The 18498-nt window shown below is 61.6% G+C and carries 13 protein-coding genes and 2 pseudogenes; 5 read left to right on the top strand and 10 right to left on the bottom strand.

Annotation, left to right across the window (positions count from 1 at the left end):
• Window positions 1–63: 63 nt before the first annotated feature.
• From ACVW0Y_RS14085 to ACVW0Y_RS14120, 8 genes and pseudogenes are all read right to left on the bottom strand, one after another.
• Window positions 64–1173 (bottom strand): annotated as a pseudogene (locus ACVW0Y_RS14085) (methyl-accepting chemotaxis protein); the annotation flags it as partial.
• 30 nt (window positions 1174–1203) lie between these two features.
• Window positions 1204–1686 (bottom strand): annotated as a pseudogene (locus ACVW0Y_RS14090) (MCP four helix bundle domain-containing protein); the annotation flags it as partial.
• Window positions 1687–1991: 305 nt separating this feature from the next.
• Complete coding sequence (etfB, locus tag ACVW0Y_RS14095) at window positions 1992–2771, bottom strand: electron transfer flavoprotein subunit beta (RefSeq protein WP_457438950.1); 780 nt, start codon at window positions 2769–2771, stop codon at window positions 1992–1994.
• Window positions 2761–3984 (bottom strand): electron transfer flavoprotein subunit alpha, encoded by a 1224-nt coding sequence (gene etfA / locus ACVW0Y_RS14100; RefSeq protein ID WP_457438951.1) that lies wholly within the window; start codon window positions 3982–3984, stop codon window positions 2761–2763. Before etfA ends, etfB begins: the two co-directional genes overlap by 11 nt.
• Window positions 3984–5936: a dimethylglycine demethylation protein DgcB gene (gene dgcB, locus ACVW0Y_RS14105; protein ID WP_457438952.1), complete on the bottom strand. Its 1953-nt coding sequence runs from the start codon at window positions 5934–5936 to the stop codon at window positions 3984–3986. The genes etfA and dgcB overlap by 1 nt, the downstream gene beginning before the upstream one ends.
• A 71-nt stretch (window positions 5937–6007) precedes the next feature.
• Window positions 6008–8068 (bottom strand): dimethylglycine demethylation protein DgcA, encoded by a 2061-nt coding sequence (gene dgcA / locus ACVW0Y_RS14110; protein ID WP_457438953.1) that lies wholly within the window; start codon window positions 8066–8068, stop codon window positions 6008–6010.
• 195 nt (window positions 8069–8263) lie between these two features.
• Entirely contained in the window at window positions 8264–8794 is a 531-nt protein-coding gene (locus ACVW0Y_RS14115) for a DUF5943 domain-containing protein (RefSeq protein ID WP_457438954.1), read from the bottom strand.
• Between the two features lie 213 nt (window positions 8795–9007).
• Window positions 9008–9985 (bottom strand): dipeptidase, encoded by a 978-nt coding sequence (locus ACVW0Y_RS14120; protein ID WP_457438955.1) that lies wholly within the window; start codon window positions 9983–9985, stop codon window positions 9008–9010.
• A gap of 587 nt (window positions 9986–10572) precedes the next feature.
• Between ACVW0Y_RS14120 and ACVW0Y_RS14125 the strand changes: the two genes are divergently transcribed.
• Window positions 10573–10836 (top strand): hypothetical protein, encoded by a 264-nt coding sequence (locus ACVW0Y_RS14125; protein ID WP_457438956.1) that lies wholly within the window; start codon window positions 10573–10575, stop codon window positions 10834–10836.
• Window positions 10837–10909: 73 nt separating this feature from the next.
• Here ACVW0Y_RS14125 and gbdR read toward each other — a convergent pair whose 3' ends face one another.
• Entirely contained in the window at window positions 10910–12013 is a 1104-nt protein-coding gene (gene gbdR / locus ACVW0Y_RS14130; protein ID WP_108094928.1) for a choline metabolism transcriptional regulator GbdR, read from the bottom strand.
• Window positions 12014–12391: 378 nt separating this feature from the next.
• Entirely contained in the window at window positions 12392–13768 is a 1377-nt protein-coding gene (locus ACVW0Y_RS14135; RefSeq protein WP_457438957.1) for an L-serine ammonia-lyase, read from the bottom strand.
• A 329-nt stretch (window positions 13769–14097) separates the two neighbouring features.
• Here ACVW0Y_RS14135 and ACVW0Y_RS14140 point away from each other — a divergent pair, with 329 nt between their 5' ends.
• The 4 genes from ACVW0Y_RS14140 to choV all read left to right on the top strand — a co-directional run bounded on the left by ACVW0Y_RS14140 (window position 14098) and on the right by choV (window position 18409).
• Window positions 14098–15036, top strand: coding sequence for a choline ABC transporter substrate-binding protein (locus ACVW0Y_RS14140; RefSeq protein ID WP_457438958.1), 939 nt, complete (start codon window positions 14098–14100; stop codon window positions 15034–15036).
• 318 nt (window positions 15037–15354) lie between these two features.
• Window positions 15355–16296 (top strand): choline ABC transporter substrate-binding protein, encoded by a 942-nt coding sequence (locus ACVW0Y_RS14145; protein WP_457438959.1) that lies wholly within the window; start codon window positions 15355–15357, stop codon window positions 16294–16296.
• Window positions 16297–16388: 92 nt separating this feature from the next.
• Window positions 16389–17234: a choline ABC transporter permease subunit gene (choW, locus tag ACVW0Y_RS14150; protein ID WP_457438960.1), complete on the top strand. Its 846-nt coding sequence runs from the start codon at window positions 16389–16391 to the stop codon at window positions 17232–17234.
• Window positions 17231–18409, top strand: coding sequence for a choline ABC transporter ATP-binding protein (gene choV, locus ACVW0Y_RS14155; protein WP_457438961.1), 1179 nt, complete (start codon window positions 17231–17233; stop codon window positions 18407–18409). Before choW ends, choV begins: the two co-directional genes overlap by 4 nt.
• Window positions 18410–18498: the final 89 nt, after the last annotated feature.

The raw sequence follows: 18498 nt of genomic DNA on the forward strand, positions 1-18498 counted from the left end.
CGACGGCCCCTATCGGCGAGGATCAAAAACTCGCGGCTGAAGCCGCTCCTACAGGCTCCCGCGTTAAACCTTGAACCGCGCCACCATGCTGTTCAACTCCACCGCCAAGCGCGACAGATCCTGACTGGCCGCCGCCGTCTCATTGGCTCCCGCCGATGACTGCAGCGACAGGTCGCGGATATTGGTCAGATTGCGGTCCACTTCCCGCGCCACCTGCGCTTGCTCTTCCGAGGCGCTGGCGATCACCAGGTTGCGTTCGTTGATGGCGGAAATCGCCACGGCGATCTCGTCCAGGGCACCACCCGCCGCCTTGGCCACCTCCAGCGTCGAGCGCGCCCGCTGGTTGCTGTTCTGCATGGCGCTCACCGCCTGATCGGTACCTTGGCGGATGCCGCCGACCATCAGTTCGATTTCCTGGGTCGACTGCTGAGTGCGATGGGCCAGGGCCCGCACTTCATCGGCCACCACGGCAAAACCCCGTCCGGCTTCACCGGCCCGCGCCGCCTCGATGGCTGCGTTCAAGGCCAGGAGATTGGTCTGGTCGGCAATGGAGCGGATCACATCCAGCACCTTGCTGATATCACGCACCTTGTCGGCCAGTTGCTCCACCTGGCTGGACGAGGTGGTGACATCGTCGGCCAGGCTGGAAATCGAGTTCACCGTCTGCTGCACCTGCTCGCGGCCACGCTGGGTGGTGCGGTCGGATTCCCGTGAGGCTTCGGAGGTAATCACCGCATTACGCGCCACCTCTTCCACCGCAGTGGTCATCTCGTTGACGGCGGTGGCGGCCTGTTCGATTTCGTCGTTCTGCTGATGCAGACCGCGGGTGGAGTCCTCGGTGACCGCACTGAGTTCTTCCGAGGCGGAGGCCAGCTGATTGGACGAGTCGGCGATGCTCTGGATGGTGCTGCGCAGGTTCTGTTGCATGGTGTGCAGCGCGCTCATCAAGCGTGCCGGCTCGTCAGTACCTTCCACTTCGATACGCTCGGTCAGATCGCCCAAGGCCACCACCTGGGCGACGCCCACTGCGCGCAACAGGGGGCGGACGATGCTGCGGGAAAGCAGCATGGCCAGGATCGCCGTGGCAATGCCCGCCAGGATCATGGTGATGATCATGCTGTTACGCGCAGCCACAAACACCTCCTCCGAGTGCGTCCTGGCCAGATTGGCACCGTCGGTATTGATCGCCGTCATCTGGCCAATCTCTTTGGCCATGGTGTCGGTGAGTTGCACCATGGCCCCTGAGGCCACTTCCACGGCTTGATCGAACTGTTGTTGCTGAGCAAAGCGGGTCAGTTTTTCCTGTTCCTGCAGGTAGCCGCTCAACGCCGCCCTAAAGCGCTCATAACTGGCCCGCTCATCCGGGCTGGAAATCAGGCCCTCATAACGGCGCTGATTGTCCGCTAGCGAGGCCTTCAGCTGTTGCGCCCGCTCGCCATTGCTGGCTTGGTCCTCGGGCTTGCGGTTGACCACCAGGCGCAAGGTGATCGCCCGCAGGCGCAGGGTATTTTGCGCCACGGCATCCAGGGCCAGAATGCTCGGCAGCCAGTTTTCACTGACCTCCTGGGAGTCGCGGCGCATATCGGAGATCTTCAACAAGGCGCTGGCACCGAGCACCATCACCATCAACGCGATCAGGCTGAAACCCAGGGTGGTGCGGGGGCCGATATCGATTTGTCGCAACATGGGGAATGTCCTTGCGTATCCAGGTAAGGCCTGCGTTTGCGAGCAAAGGCCGTATGGAAAACATAGTTGCAAATGGACAAACCATCGGAGGGTTTAGTCGGGCCGCCCCTCGGCACTGGCATCCTGGCATCCTGGCATCCTGGCATCCTGACAACCTGACAACCTGACAACCTGACAACCTGACAACCTGACAACCGTCATCCCAGCGCAGGCTGGGATCCAGAATTTCGGATTTGCCGAGGTATTGAGTCCGCCGCGAGACGCTGGATCCCAGCCGGTGCCGGGATGACGGTGTTGGCAGTTCTCTAGCGGATTACCCCCTCTTCCAGCAGCAGCTTGAAGATCGCCTCAGCGCCTTGCGCGGCGCTGACATCCTTGAGCACCTGCCCGCCGCCGCCCGCCGCTTTGGCCGTGGCGGCTTTCATCCGCTCGGCACCGGTTTTGGCTTTGATCACTTTCAAGCGTTTGGGCCGTGGCCGTGCGGGTTGGAAGCTGGCGTTGGCGAGCAGATCGTCGTCCAGCACTTCCACCTCATCAGCCCACAACGTACCGCGCCGCGCCGGGCCAAACGCGCTCTGCCGTGCAGTAGGTGCGGCGTTGTCGACGCTGGCAAGAAACGGTAAGCGCACCTGCAAGCGACGCCGCTGACCGCGAGGCAGTGCTTGCAGCACCTGCGCCACGCCGTTTTCGACCGTTTCCACTTCGGCCAACCCCACCACCAACGGCCAGCCCAGTTGCTCGGCCAGCAGGTACGGCAGCATGCCGGAGCCTTCGCCGGTTTCCGCCTGGCTGCCGGTCAGCACCAGTTGCGCGCCGCTTTCCTGTAGATAGTCGAAAAGCGCCGGCAGCGCATCGGCACCGTTGGGTTGCTGCAAGACGCTGAGTTCGCTCAGGCCCATGCCGAGGTAGGCACGCAATGCCTCTTCCTGAGCATCGCCGGCATGCAGCACTTGCAGTTGCTCACCGGCCAGACGCAGGCCCAACTCGACGGCGCGGGCATCTTGTTCGGCACGCCGGGCACGGCCGGAAGTCGGGTGGGCACCGATGGACACCAGGCACAACACATTGAATGGCTTAGGCTGCATCGCGATTGCCTCCGGCGCGGTGCGCGGCCATGCGTTCGATAAGCGCGGCGAGAATCGCCGCCGAGTCGCCGATCACGGAAAGGTCGGCGCGTTTGATCATGTCACAGCCGGCGTCCAGGTTGACCGCCACCACCTTGTCGCAGGCACCGATGCCTTGCAGATGCTGGATGGCACCGGATATACCGACGGCCAGGTAAACCCTTGCGGTGACCCAGGTACCGGTGGCACCGACCTGGCGATTGCGCGCCATATGGCCGTCGTCCACGGCGACCCGTGAAGCGCCTTCGGTGGCGCCCAGAGCCTGGGCGGTGCGGTGGAACAGGTGCCAATCCTTGACGCCATTGCCGCCGGAGAGAATAAATTCCGCCTCGGCCATCGGCGTCGCACCCGGGTCTACCGCCACCGCGCCGAGGTCTTCGATACGCGGCAGGCAACGGGCGACTTCGTTATCCAGCGTTACCGCCAAGGCTTCGTGACGGGTTTCGCTGACCGGCTCGGCGCATTCGCTGGCGGCCAAAATCACCCGCGCCAAGGGGCGTTGCAGATCCTGTTGGCCCGCACCGGCGCGGCCGATGCAGTGTTCGTCGGTGACCTGCCACACTCTAGTAGCCGGGCGCTCGCCCAACTGCGCGGCCAAGCGCCGGCCCAGTTCGCCGCCACCGCTGCGGCTGTCCGGCAGCAACCAGTGTCGCGGCTGGAATTGCCGCTCGACGGCGGCCAGCGCCTGCACCTGCTGCTCCGGGGCATAGCCGCTATACAGCGCGCCCTCGAATTGCAGCAGGCGGTCGACGCCAGCGCTGTCGAAGCTGCTCTCCTTATGTTCGCCAAACACCACGGCCAGCACCGCACCCTGGCTGCCGACCAGCTGGTTCGCCAGGCCGAGCAGGTCGCGGTCATGGCTGGTCAGGCGGCCACCGACCAGATCCGGCACCACCACAATGTAGAAACTCGGCGCGGCCACCACATGCAGTGGCAACTGCACAGCAGCGGTCTGGGCGGAACGCTTGGCCGTGCCGCCTTGCTGAGCACCGCTGCGGTCGATGCGCTTGATGCCGTTGGGACCGATAAAACCGACGGCATGGGGGTTCTTGCGCATGATGCCGTTGGGGCCCATCCAGCTGCTTTCGCTGCGTTGCAGGGTGCCGTGCAAGGGATGCAGACGATTGCGGGCGATACGTTCGGCGCGGGGGTCGCGGCGGATAATGTCGCTCATCAGTGCACCTCCTCGGCCAGCAGTCTGAGGGGCGCGGCGGCTGGGGATTCCAGCAATACGTCGGCCACCAGCTCGGCGATGTCCTTGATCTGCGGGCGCGGCTCGACAACCCCTTCGAGCATCGCCGTGCACTGTGGGCAACCGACGGCCACCAGCTCGGCTCCGGTCTCTTTGATGTCGACCATGCGCATATCCGGAATCCGCTGTTTGCCGGGAATATCGGTGATCGGCGCGCCGCCGCCACCGCCACAGCAGCGCGAGCGAAAGCCCGAACGCTGCATCTCTTTCACCTCGATGCCGAGGGCGCGCAGCACCTCGCGCGGCGCTTCGTACTCGCCGTTGTAGCGACCGAGGTAGCACGGGTCGTGGTAGGTCACCGAAGCGCCTTTGTGCTGGCCGAGGTTGAGTTTGTTTGCGGCAATCAGCTCGGCAATAAAAGTGCTGTGGTGCAGCACCTCATAGTTGCCGCCCAAGGCACCGTATTCGTTTTTCAGCACGTGGAAGCTGTGCGGGTCGCAGCTGACGATGCGGTTGAAGCTGTATTTGCCGAGGGTGGCGATATTGCGGGTGGCCAGGCTCTGGAAGGTCGCTTCATCGCCCAGACGGCGCGCCACGTCGCCGCTGTCGCGCTCTTCCAGGCCCAGAACGGCGAAGTCGACATTCGCCGCTTTCAGCACTTTGACAAAGGCGCGCAGGGTGCGCTGGTTGCGCATATCGAAGGCACCGTCGCCGACCCAGAACAGCAGGTCGGTGGTGTTCTTTTCATTGAGCAGCGGGAGGTTCAAATCCGCCGCCCAGTTCAACCGACCGCCTGGGTTGAAGCCGCCGGGGTTGTCGGTGGCGATCAGGTTATCCAGCACCTCCGCGCCCTTGTTTGGCGTAGCGCCTTTTTCCAGGGTCAGGTGGCGGCGCATATCGACGATGGCATCGACGTGCTCGATCATCATCGGGCACTCCTCCACGCAGGCGCGGCAGGTGGTGCAGGACCACAGGGTTTCAGCGTCCACCAGGCCGTTGACGATAGGCTGGTGCGGGCCGCCGCGGTGTTCGCCGAGCGGTTTTCCGCCGCCGTCAAGGGATGGGTAGGGGCTACCAGCAAACTTGGCATCGGTGCCGCCGGCCAGACCGACCACCATGTCCTGAATCAACTTTTTCGGGTTCAGCGGCTGGCCGGCGGCAAAGGCCGGGCACGCGGCCTCGCATTTACCGCACTGCACGCAGGCGTCGAAGCCGAGCAGTTGGTTCCAGGTAAAGTCGCTGGGTTTTTCCACGCCCAGTGGCGCATTGGGGTTGCTCAGGTCCAGGGCCTTGAGGCCCGTGGAGCGGCCACCGCCAAACCGTTCAGCGCGGCGGTGCCAGGCCAGGTGCAGGGCACCGGCAAAGGCGTGCTTCATTGGCCCGCCCCAGGTCATGCCGAAGAACAACTCGGACACGCCCCAGGCCACGCCGATACCCAGCACCAGCGCCAGAACCCAGCCACCAAAGCCTTCAGGAAGAATTCCGGCCACCGGCAGAGTGGCGATAAAGAAGCTGGCGGAGAACATCAGCAAGCTTTTCGGCAGGCGCATCCACGGGCCTTTCGATAGCCGTGACGGCGGGTCGAGGCGGCGCTTGGCGACAAACAGCGCACCGACAAACATCAGCGCACTGGCACCCAGCAAGGCAAAACCAAGAATGCGGTTATGCAGGCCGAAACCATGCACCAGCACCGCCAGCACCGCGGCCAGCACAAAGCCGCCGGCGGTGGCCACGTGGGTGTTGGCGATGTATTTGTCGCGGGCCACCACATGGTGCAGATCGACCATATAACGCTTGGGCATGGCCAGCAGACCACCCAGCCAATCGACCTGGGCCGGACGCCCGCGACGCCACATAAAAAAGCGTTTGCCCGCGCCGATAACGGCCAACAGCAGTGCCGCGAACAACAGAATGGGCAACAAGGTGTTCAACATCGTTGGTCTCCTTCGCGGGACCGGAAAACGGCGCCAACCCGCCCGGTTTCCAGGGCGGGTGCTGAGCTACATCAGAAGTCTTTGCACAGGCGCAAGGCGTCGTAGATCGCCGCGTGGGTATTGCGCTGGGCCACGCAGTCGCCGATGCGAAACAGCAGGTAACCCGCACCGGCTTCGCTCAGGCAGGGCTGCGGCTTGATCGCAAACAACGCCTCGACATCGATCTGGCCCTTGTTGCGCGAACCTTCTTTCAACGCGTAGTACAGGCTTTCATCCGGGCGTACGCCGTTCTCCACCACCACCTGATCGACCACCCGCTCTTCTTTGGCACCGGTGTATTCGTTCTCCAGCACGGCCACCAACTTGTCGCCTTCGCGGTAGACCTTCTCCAGCATCATGTCGCCGGTCATGATCACTTCTTTGGGGTACATGCTGCGGTAGTAGGTGGGGAAGGAGGTACCGCCCATGGCCACGCCGGGCTTGGTGTCGTCGGTGACGATTTCCACCTGCGAGCCTTTGTCGGCCATAAAGTCGGCCACCGACATACCGGTGAATTCGCAGATGGTGTCGTACACCAGCACGTTTTTCGCCGGTGCCACTTTGCCGTCGAGCACATCCCAACTGCTGACCACCAGGCCTTCAGCCGCGCCCCAGTGTTCGTTTTGCTCCAGGAACGGATGACCGCCGTTGGCCAGCACGATCACGTCCGGGCGCAGGTCCTGGATGGTCGCCACATCGGCACCGGTGCCCAGGCGCAGGTCGATTTTCAGACGGGCCAGTTCCAGCTGATACCAGCGGGTGATACCGGCAATCTGGTCGCGCTGCGGCGCTTTTGAGGCAGTGGTGATCTGCCCGCCCAATGCATCTTTTTTCTCGAACAAGGTCACGTCGTGGCCACGCTCGGCGGCAACCCGAGCAGCCTCCATCCCGGCCGGACCACCACCGACCACCACCACTTTGCGCTTCACGCCGGTGGTTTTTTCGATGATATGCGGCACGCCCATATATTCACGGGAGGTGGCGGCATTCTGGATACACAGCACGTCCAGCCCTTGATACTGGCGGTCGATGCAATAGTTGGCGCCGACGCACTGCTTGATCTGGTCGACCTGGCCCATTTTGATCTTGGCGATGAAATGCGGGTCGGCGATATGGGCGCGGGTCATGCCGACCATATCCACATAGCCGCCGTCGAGAATCCGCGTGGCCTGGTTCGGGTCCTTGATGTTCTGCGCGTGCAGCACCGGTACCTTGACCACTTCCTTGATGCCCGCCGCCAGGTGCAGGAATGGCTCCGGCGGGTAGCTCATATTGGGGATCACGTTGGCCAGGGTGTTGTGGGTGTCGCAACCCGATCCCACCACACCGATAAAGTCGATCATCCCGGTGTCGTCGTAGTACTTGGCGATCTGCTTCATGTCCTCGTGGCTCAAGCCATCCGGGTGAAATTCGTCACCACAGATACGCATGCCCACGCAAAAGTCCGGGCCGACTTCCTGGCGAATCGCCTTGAGCACTTCCAGGCCGAACTTCATCCGCCCTTCGAAGGTGCCACCCCATTCATCGGTGCGTTTGTTGACCCGCGGGCTCCAGAACTGGTCGACCATATGCTGGTGCACGGCCGACAGTTCGATACCGTCCAGACCGCCTTCCTTTGCGCGTCTGGCAGCTTGTGCGTAGTTGCCAATGACACGCCAGATTTCCTCCACCTCGATGGTCTTGCAGGTGGCGCGGTGTACCGGTTCACGGATGCCCGACGGCGACATCAGGGTCGGCCAGTTGAAGCCGTCCCAGCGCGAGCGGCGGCCCATGTGGGTAATCTGGATCATGATCTTGGCACCATGCTTGTGCATGGCATCGGCCAGATTCTGGAAGTGCGGAATGATGCGGTCGGTGGAGAGGTTCACCGAACTCCACCACTCCTGCGGGCTGTCGATCGCCACCACGGAAGAGCCACCACAGATCGCCAGGCCGATACCGCCCTTGGCTTTCTCTTCGTAGTACTTGATATAGCGCTCGGTGGTCATGCCGCCGTCGGTGGCATACACCTCGGCGTGCGCAGTGCTGAGCACGCGGTTGCGGATGGTCAGTTTGCCGATCTGGATCGGCTGGAACATGGATTCAAAAGCCATTACGGCAACCTCACGGAAGGGCGACCTTTTTATGCGTTCCCCGGACCCCGTACCGTCTAACCGTAGGAGCGGCTTCAGCCGCGATAGCCTTTAGGCGATCGTTGAAGATCAACAGCATCGCGGCTAAAGCCGCTCCTACGGGATAAACGGCTGGACGGGTAAAACAGGTAAACGGGTAGATTCTTTTTTTGCGACTTACAGCGGTTTTACGATGAACAACCCATCGTCATGCCCCTCTTCCGAGCCGCCATACAGCTGCTCGGCGACGGTACGCAGGCTGCTGCCGCTGGCGGCAAGAATCTGGTCCATGGCACCGGCAAACCAGCCGGTGAACATGTAATCCACCTTGCGGCCAACCTTGCCGTACACGTACACAAAACAGGAGTGTTCGAGCTTGACGCTGGCGGTGCCTTTTCCCAGGTCGATGTCCTGGATCTTGAACAGCCCCCAGCCGCGTTGGCTCAAGCGCTTCATATAGTGTTCGAACACCGCCACGCCTTCGATGCCGTGGCATTCGGCCTCTTTCTCGCACCAGTGCCAGGCCGATTTGTAGCCGGCCTTGTAGAGAATCTCGGCATAGGCGTCGGCGCCCAGCACCTCCTCGATGCCCATATGGTTGTTGACAAAGAAGTGCCGCGGCACATACAGCATCGGCAACGCATCGCTGGTCCAGACACCGGTTTCACTGTCGACTTCGATAGGCAGTTGGGGCGCGATTTTGGCCATGGGTAAAGCTCCAGAAATAACGTGATTCGCTTCTGCAAAACCGCCAGGTTTTGCCCTGATAAAAAGTCGCGATGAATGCCTTCGCAGCCGTAGCGAGCACGTCGAGAGCAAGGAGGCCCGGAGCGTTAAGCGAGACAGTACCGAGGTACGGCTCGCTTAACGCGAGGACACGCCGCAGCTATCGGCGGGCGCAGTAGGCTGCGGAGGTATTCATCATTCGCCCCAGACGTCGGCGAGAACACTTACCCAGTTCTCGCCCATGATCTTGCGCACCACGCGCTCGCTATGGCCGCGCTTGAGCAGGGTTTCGGTGAGGTTGGGAAATTCGCCCACGGTGCGGATGCCCAGTGGGTTGATGATCTTGCCGAAGCTGGTGAGGCGGCGGGCGTAGCCCTTGTCGTGGGTCAGGTATTCGAAGAAGTCCTGGCCATGGCCCTGGGTGAAGTCGGTGCCAATACCGATGGCGTCTTCGCCAACGATGTTCATCACGTATTCGATGGCTTCGGCGTAGTCGTCGATGGTGGAGTCGATGCCCTTGGCCAGGAACGGCGCAAACATGGTCACGCCAACGAACCCGCCATGGTCGGCAATGAACTTGAGTTCGTCATCGGACTTGTTGCGCGGGTGCTCTTTGAGCCCGGACGGCAGGCAGTGGGAGTAGCACACCGGTTTTTTCGATTCGAGGATGACTTCTTCGGAGGTTTTGGAACCGACATGGGAGAGGTCGCACATGATGCCGACGCGGTTCATTTCGGCAACGATCTCGCGACCGAAACCCGACAGGCCACCGTCACGCTCGTAGCAACCGGTGCCCACCAGGTTCTGGGTGTTGTAGCACATCTGCACAATGCCCACGCCCAGCTGCTTGAAGATCTCCACGTAGCCGATCTGGTCTTCGAAGGCATGGGCATTCTGGAAGCCGAAGAGGATGCCGGTCTTGCCCTGCTCCTTGGCTTTACGGATGTCGGCGGTGGTGCGCACCGGCATTACCAGGTCGGCGTTTTCGCGCATCAGCTTCTGGCTGGAAGCGATGCTGTTGACCGTGGCCTGGAAGCCTTCCCATACCGAGACGGTGCAGTTGGCCATGGTCAGGCCGCCTTTGCGCATGTCCTCGAACAGCTCACGGTTCCACTTGGCGATGATCAGACCGTCGATAACGATGCTGTCGGCGTGCAATTCGGCTGGGCTCATCAGGCTGTCCCCTTCTCGTAGCGAGTCGCGCCGAATCGTTTGCCGGCGCTTTGAGCCAGCATATTCCTTGGGGGTTTGCCGCTATCGCGCAAAAACGACAGGGGAATTGTCGAAAGCGTCAAAGCAGCGGTGTCGGGGGAAGAAGATCAAAAAGCTTCGCGGCTAAAGCCCCTCCCACAATGGATCGCAATTCCCAGTGGGAGGGGCTTTAGCCGCGAGCTTTTTGATTTCAGCCGCACCAAAGATCCAGATCGAGCGAGCTAGAGCAACGCCGACGCGCAGCCGGTCGCTTTCTTACACGCAAAAAAAAGCCCCTCCGCAAAGCCGACACAGCGTGGAGGGGCAATATGCTTCTAACAGGGAGAGTCCAAGCCGAACCGACTACTTTGCCCGGGTGACCAAACCCAACCAAACAGCTCGACAAGTGCCAATCAAGGCTGACGCTCTGGCGGCCATTGTGCCGATTGCGAACGACCGATAATTGCTTGAAAACGACCTGCTCATGCATATAACAGCCATGTCGCTTGTCGCCGCCCTCAGCCCTCCCCAGAATCGATTCACCTCTCCCCCGTACAAGGACCACGGCCATGATGCACGCTGACCTGATCGACCAGGACGACCTGCGCGAACGCCTGCAAACCCTGGGTTTTGTCGTGGCCCCTGACGCCTCGCCGGAACAGGCGTGCGAGCAGGCCGTGCTGGGGCTCGATGCCCTGCGGGCGTTGGCGTTACGCAAGATGGTGGAACAGATGCTCGCCAGCGGCGCGGTGATGTTGCCGGCCGTGCGTGAAGCCATTTCGCGGCATTTGCTGCCGGCGCTGGCGCAGTACAACGAGAGCCATGGCGGTTGATAAAGCACTTCGCGGCTAAAGCCGCTCCTACGGGCAGTGCAGTCCGTAGGAGCGGCTTTAGCCGCGATAGCCCTTAAAGCCGAACGCTGGCGAAAGTGGATTCGCTGCGCGCCTGACTCAACGCCGACATCGCCCCCGGCGTAGAAGCCAATACCAACGCCTGCGGAATCGGCATCAGGGCCACTTGCTGGGCCGTGTTGGAGCCCATGCGCTCATCACGCGGTGGAATGCCGAAGTACTCGCGGTAGCACTTGGAGAAGTGCGGGGTGGACACAAAACCGCACACCGAGGCCACTTCGATGATCGACATCGGCGTCTGCTTGAGCAGCTGCCGTGCCCGCACCAGGCGCAGTTTCAGGTAGTAGCGCGATGGCGAGCAGTGCAGGTATTTCTGGAACAGCCGCTCCAGCTGACGACGGGACACGTTGACGTATACCGCCAGCTCGTCGAGGTCGATCGGCTCTTCCAGATTGGCCTCCATCAACACCACGATTTCCTGCAGCTTCGGCTGGTTGGTGCCAAGCATGTGCTTGAGCGGCACGCGCTGGTGATCCTGCTCATTGCGGATGCGCTCGTAGACGAACATTTCCGAAATCGCCGCCGACAGCTCGCGGCCATGCTCGCGGGAAATAACGTGCAGCATCATGTCCAGGGGCGCGGTGCCGCCGGAGCTGGTGAAACGGTTACGGTCGAGGGTGAACAGGCGGGTGCTCATCACCACCCGCGGGAAGGCTTCCTGCATCGCCGCCAGGCATTCCCAGTGCACGCTGCAATCGAAACCATCGAGCAAACCGGCACAGGCCAGGGCCCAGCTACCGGTACACACGGCACCCAGCTTGCGCGACTGGCGCGCCTGGGTTTGCAGCCACAGAACGTGTTCGCGGGTAACACTGCGCTGAATGCCGATGCCGCCGCAGACAATCACCATATCCAGGGCCGGCGCTTTCGCGGCGGCGCAATCCGGGGTGATCTGCAGACCATCGCTGGCCCATACCTGGTTGCCGTCCAGGGTCATGGTGGTCCAACGATAGAGTTCGCGGCCCGACAGCTGGTTGGCCATGCGCAGCGGCTCGACGGCCGAAGCCAGGGAAATCAGAGTGAAATTATCCAGCAGCAGAAAGCCAATGGATTGTGGAGCACGGTTCTGGGGTTGAGCCCCTTGGTTGAACGGCGACATCACGGTATCTCCTCACGCAGGTGTGGCTTCAGTCGAAGCTCTTTATTTTTATCGCCCACCTGTGAATCACAGCGCCGGGCTATGGCAGGGGCTAACGCAAAGCCCATGCCTAAATTGAACGCGCATTCAAAAAAAACCAAAAACGACGTCGCTAAGGCTCTAAATCGCCACCGCTTATAAGGTCAGAACGGAAGTGCCAAGGCCCGTAGCCTGGAGTGACTGAGCAGTTTCGTAGCACTTTGAAGAGCGCTCCGGCGGCGCTTTCGGAAACTGTCACTGGTAGAACAGGCCGCGCCAAAAGATGGCGCGCGTCGTCGGTAGCGATCAAAAACTGTGCAGCTTCACCTCGGTCCTACAGGAATGAGGACCGTTGAGACCTCAACATTCGATAGCGCTGACCGCCAAGCCACCGCGCGAAGTTTCTTTGTACTTGTCGTGCATATCCGCGCCGGTGTCACGCATGGTGCGGATCACCCGGTCCAGCGAAATAAAGTGTTCGCCGTCGCCGCGCAGGGCCATCTGCGCGGCGTTGATGGCCTTCACCGCGGCAATCGCGTTGCGCTCGATACACGGCACCTGCACCAGGCCGCCCACCGGGTCGCAGGTCAGGCCGAGGTTATGTTCCAGGCCGATTTCTGCGGCGTTTTCCAGCTGCCCCGGAGTGGCACCTAGAATCTCCGCCAGGCCCGCCGCCGCCATGGCGCAGGCCGAACCGACTTCGCCCTGGCAGCCCACTTCGGCACCGGAGATAGAGGCGTTTTTCTTGCACAGAATGCCGATGGCCGCAGCAGCCAGAAAGTATTCGCAGACGTCCGCTTCGGTCACCGCCGGGCTGAAGCGCACGTAGTAATGCAATACCGCAGGAATGATGCCGGCCGCGCCATTGGTGGGCGCGGTAACCATGCGTCCGCCGGCAGCGTTTTCTTCGTTCACTGCCAGGGCAAACAGGTTGACCCATTCCATGCCGCTGAGGGTCGAGCCGATCACATTGGGTTTGCCCAGTTCCTGCAGACTGCGGTGCAGCTTGGCGGCTCGGCGTTTGACGTTAAGCCCGCCAGGCAGAATGCCTTCGTGCTTGAGGCCGTTGTCGACGCAGTCGCGCATCGCCTGCCACAGGCGCATCAGGCCCTGGCGAATCTCGGCCTCACTGCGCCAGGCCTTTTCGTTGGCCATCATCAGTTCCGACACCCGCAGGTTGTGCGTCTTGCACAGGCTCAGCAGTTCTTCGGCGCTGGAAAAGTCGTAGGGCAACTGGGTGTGATCCTGGTCCAGCACCCCACTGGCCGCTTGCTCGGCATCCACCACAAAACCACCGCCGACCGAGTAGTAGGTATCGCGGTGCAGCTCCCCGCTCTCACCCTCGGCTATCAGGGTCATGGCGTTGGGGTGGTAAGGCAGGTTTTCCTCCAGCAGCAGCATGTCGCGCTGCCACTGGAACGGCACTTCGAAATGCCCATCAAGCAGCAGGCACTGGCTGTCATGCAGAGCGGCGATACGCGGGGCGATGTGCGCCGGGTCGATGGCGTCCGGCCAATTGCCCATCAGGCCCATGATCACCGCGCTGTCGCTGCCGTGCCCGATACCGGTGGCCGACAGCGAGCCGTACAGGCGCACTTCCACACGGCGTACCTGTTGCAACTCGCCGCGTTCCCGCAGCCCCTGAACGAACAGCGCCGCGGCGCGCATGGGGCCGACGGTGTGTGAGCTGGACGGGCCGATGCCTATTTTGAATAGGTCGAAGACGCTGATGGCCATGTTGTTTTCCTCATCCGGTACAGGGCGGGAGAGCCCCCGCGAATGCGCGGATGATCAGCCTTTTAGCGGCCCGCACGGGGTCCCACACCGACCCGGTCATATCCACCAACGTCGCCCTTGCAGCCCCTCACATCCGCACGCGACCGGAGTGCGCTGAATACGACCTCGGCAACGCCAAACACGACCTCCGGCGTGGTTGCTATCACGCTCCACGCGCATAGTCGCCGCGCCCGGCATGCTTCCTGCGAGTGTATGGGCTGCCTACATGGCTACTGACTCTCTAAGCGCTGCAGCCCAGCGCTGACCTCTCAGCTAAGGAACGCGTCTTGATGAAACTCGTGACCTCTGTTTGCCTGGCCCTGAGCCTGACAACGCCGGTATTGGCCACTGCCGCAGAACCGGAAAGCTGCAAGCTGGTGCGCTTCGCCGATGTCGGCTGGACCGATATCACCGTGACCACCGCCGTCACTCGCCTGCTGTTGGGCAACCTCGGTTATGTGACCAGCGTGAAGCGTATGTCCGTGCCGCAAACCTACAAGTCGCTGCAGGACAAGCAGCTCGATGTGTTCCTCGGCAACTGGATGCCGAGTATGGAAAACGACATCAAGGCGTACCGCGAATCCGGCAGTGTGGAAACCCTGCGGGCCAACCTGCATGGTGCCAAATACACCCTGGCGGTGCCGGACTATGTGTACGACAGCGGCCTGAAAAGCTTTAAGGACCTGGCCAAGTTCCAGGACAAGCTGGACGGCAGGATCTACGGCATCGAACCGGGCAACGACGGAAATGCGCTGATCAACAAGATGATCAAAGAGAACGCCTACGGCATCGGCAAATTCAAGTTGGTGGAAAGCAACGAGGCGAAGATGCTCGCCAGCGTCGAGCGTGCCGGCCACCTCAATCAGTGGATCGTGTTCCTCGGCTGGGAACCGCACCCGATGAACACCCACTACAAAATGAAATACCTGGAAGGCGGCGACGATTACTTCGGCCCCGACTACGGCGGTGCCACCGTCTATACCAATACGCGCAAAGGCTACGCCCAGGAATGCGGCAACGTCGGCAAGCTGCTGGGCAACCTGGAGTTCCAACTGTCGATGGAAAACGAACTCATGGATGGCGTGCTCAACCAGAGCCTCAACCCGCGCCAGACCGCGAAGAACTGGATCCAGGCGCACCCGCAGTTGCTCGACGCCTGGCTGCAGGGGGTGACCACCCACGAAGGGCAGCCGGCGCTGGCCATCGTCAAAAGCAAGCTAGACCTGTGATAGGAAAACCCAGCTGGGAACCTGTGCAGGGTGTCGTCAATGCCATAGGGGGGTCAGCAGGGGGCAACGAAAAGCGTCGGGTAGGTCGTAAACGACCTCACTGGTGCCAGATACGACGCCCTCTGCACTGGTTGCGACGCCCCCTGTATTCGTTTGTTTTGCCCTGTTCCATGATCGTTCTCGACACGACCGCTAGGCTCTCTACCGGCAGCGCTGTATAGCGCGCTCAACCGGGGCTGCACGCCAAGGGCACCACAAGAAGCGGCAACTCTCGTTCAGCACTGCACTGCCAAAACAAAATCATAAGGAGTCAGTCCCATGAAAGTTTTCACCCCCTTGCTGTTGGTCGCGTCGCTGGGCCTCCCGCTGCTGGCGAACGCGGCCGAACCAGCCTCTTGCAGCACCGTGCGTTTCTCCGATGTGGGTTGGACCGACATCACCGTCACCACCGCCGTCACCAGCGAAGTGCTGGAGTCGCTGGGGTACAAAACCAAGACCACCATGATCTCGGTACCGGTGACCTACAAATCCCTGGCCGCTGGCAAAGACCTCGACGTATTCCTCGGCAACTGGATGCCGACCATGGAAAACGACATCAAGGCCTACCGTGATGCCGGCACCGTGGAAACCGTGCGCGCCAACCTCGAAGGTGCCAAGTACACCCTGGCGGTACCGGACTACGCCTATGACGCCGGCCTGAAAGACTTCGCCGACATCGCCAAATTCAAAGACAAGCTCGACGGCAAGATCTACGGCATCGAGCCCGGCAACGACGGCAACCGCCTGATCCAGAGCATGATCGACAAGGACGCCTTCGGCCTGAAGGGTTTCAAAGTGGTCGAGTCCAGTGAAGCGGCGATGCTCTCGCAGCTGAAACGCTCCAGCCGCAAAAATGAATTTATGGTGTTCCTCGGCTGGGAACCGCACCCGATGAACACCCGCAACAAAATGAAGTACCTGACCGGCGGCGACGAGTACTTCGGCCCCAACTACGGCCAGGCCACCGTGCTCACCAACGTGCGCAAAGGCTATGTGCAGGAATGCAGCAACGTCGGCAAGTTGTTGACCAACCTCTCCTTCACTCTGGAGATGGAAAACCACCTGATGGACGCCGTGCTCAACGAAAACCAGAAGCCGCGTGATGCCGCCAAAGCCTGGCTGAAAGCCAACCCGCAAGTGCTCGACACCTGGCTGGCCGGGGTCACCAGCATCGACGGCAAACCAGGCGTCGACACTGCCAAAGCCGCCCTCGCCAAGTAAGCCCGTTCAAGCAGTAACCGGGTGCCTGCAGCCAAGCCTGCGGTGCGCCCGGCAGGCTGTACCTATCCCCTCGCATGTGGACATTCACTACCATGCCGACTTTTGAAAAACTCCCTCTGGGCGAGAAGATCGCCGAATTCGTAGAGTGGCTGACCCAGCATGGCGCCGCGTACTTCGATGCCATCGCCTCGGCCCTGGAATTCATGATCCATGGGGTGACCAATGGCCTGACCTTTTTCAATCCGCTGGTACTGATCGGCCTGTTCGGTTTGCTCACTCACCTGATTCAACGCAAGTGGGGCCTGACCCTGTTCTGCGTGCTGTCGTTTCTGCTGATCCTCAACCTGGGCTACTGGCAGGAAACCATGGAAACCCTGGCGCAGGTGCTGTTCGCCACCTTTATCTGCGTGTTGATTGGCGTGCCGCTGGGCATCATGGCTGCGCACCGCCCGCACTTTTACACGGTGATGCAACCGATCCTCGACCTGATGCAAACCGTACCGACCTTCGTGTACCTGATTCCTACCCTGACCCTGTTCGGCCTGGGCGTTGTGCCGGGGCTGATCTCCACCGTGGTGTTCGCGGTGGCTGCGCCGATTCGCCTGACCTACCTGGGCATCCGCGATGTACCCAATGAACTGCTGGACGCCGGCAAGGCCTTTGGCTGCTCGCGCCGACAACTGCTGACGCGCATCGAACTGCCATACGCCATGCCGAGCATTGCCGCCGGTATCACCCAGTGCATCATGCTGTCGCTGTCGATGGTGGTGATCGCTGCGCTGGTGGGCGCCGATGGCCTGGGCAAACCGGTGGTCAACGCACTGAACACCGCCGACATCGCACTCGGCTTCGAAGCCGGCCTGGCCATTGTGCTGTTGGCCATCATCCTCGACCGGGTGTGCAAACAACCCGAAGCGAAAGTGAGGGTTGAACAATGAGCATGATTCGTTTCGAAAATGTCGACGTGATCTTCTCCAAGTACCCCAAGGAAGCCTTGGCGCTACTGGACCAGGGCCTGACCCGCGACCAGATTCTGAAAAAGACCGGTCTGGTGGTCGGCGTGGAAAAAGCCAGCCTGGACATCGAGCGCGGCGAGATCTGCGTGATGATGGGCCTCTCCGGCTCAGGCAAATCCAGCCTGCTGCGCTGCATCAATGGCCTCAACACGGTAAGCCGGGGGCGACTGCTGATCGAACATGAAGGCCAGGAAGTGGATATCGCCAACTGCTCGGCGGCGACCCTCAAGGCCATGCGCACCAAACGCATTGCCATGGTGTTCCAGAAATTCGCCCTGATGCCCTGGCTGACCGTGCGCGAAAACATCAGCTTCGGCCTGGAAATGCAGGGCCGCCCAAGTGCCGAGCGCACCAAGCTGGTCAACGACAAGATCGAATTGGTGGGCCTTACCCAATGGCGCAACAAACGCCCGGACGAGCTTTCCGGCGGCATGCAGCAGCGTGTGGGCCTGGCCCGCGCACTGGCGATGGACGCCGACATTCTGCTGATGGACGAACCCTTCTCGGCCCTCGACCCGCTGATCCGCCAGGGCCTGCAGGACGAGCTGCTGGAGCTGCAACGCAAGCTGAGCAAAACCATCGTGTTCGTCAGCCACGACCTCGACGAAGCGCTGAAGCTGGGTAGCCGCATTGCGATCATGAAAGACGGCCGCATCATCCAGTACAGCAAGCCCGAAGAGATCGTGCTCAACCCGGCCGATGAATACGTGCGCACCTTCGTCGCCCACACCAACCCGCTCAACGTGTTGTGTGGCCGCAGCCTGATGCGCACCCTGGATAAATGCACGCGGGTAAATGGCGAAGTGTGCCTGGACCCCGGCAACGACTCCTGGTTGGGCCTGGCCGACGGCAACCTGTTCAAAGGTGCCCGCCAGGGCGCGCAAGCCATCACCCTGCAGAACTGGGCACCCGGTGATGCGGTGGAAGGCCTGACCCGCCGCCCAACCCTGGTGGACTCCAACATCGGCATGCGTGATGCGCTGCAGATCCGTTACCAGACCGGCCACAAGCTGGTGCTGCACGATGAGAATCGGGTGGTTGGGGTACTCGGTGACACGGAGCTGTATCACGCGCTGCTGGGCAAGAACCTCGGTTAACCGGCACTGGCAGACCCCGTAGGAGCGGGGGGGGGCCCCCGGGGCGGTGGTGTTTTAAAAAAACCCGGCGCGGCCCCGCCCACAACGCG

The sequence above is a fragment of the Pseudomonas sp. TE3786 genome (assembly GCF_054057335.1).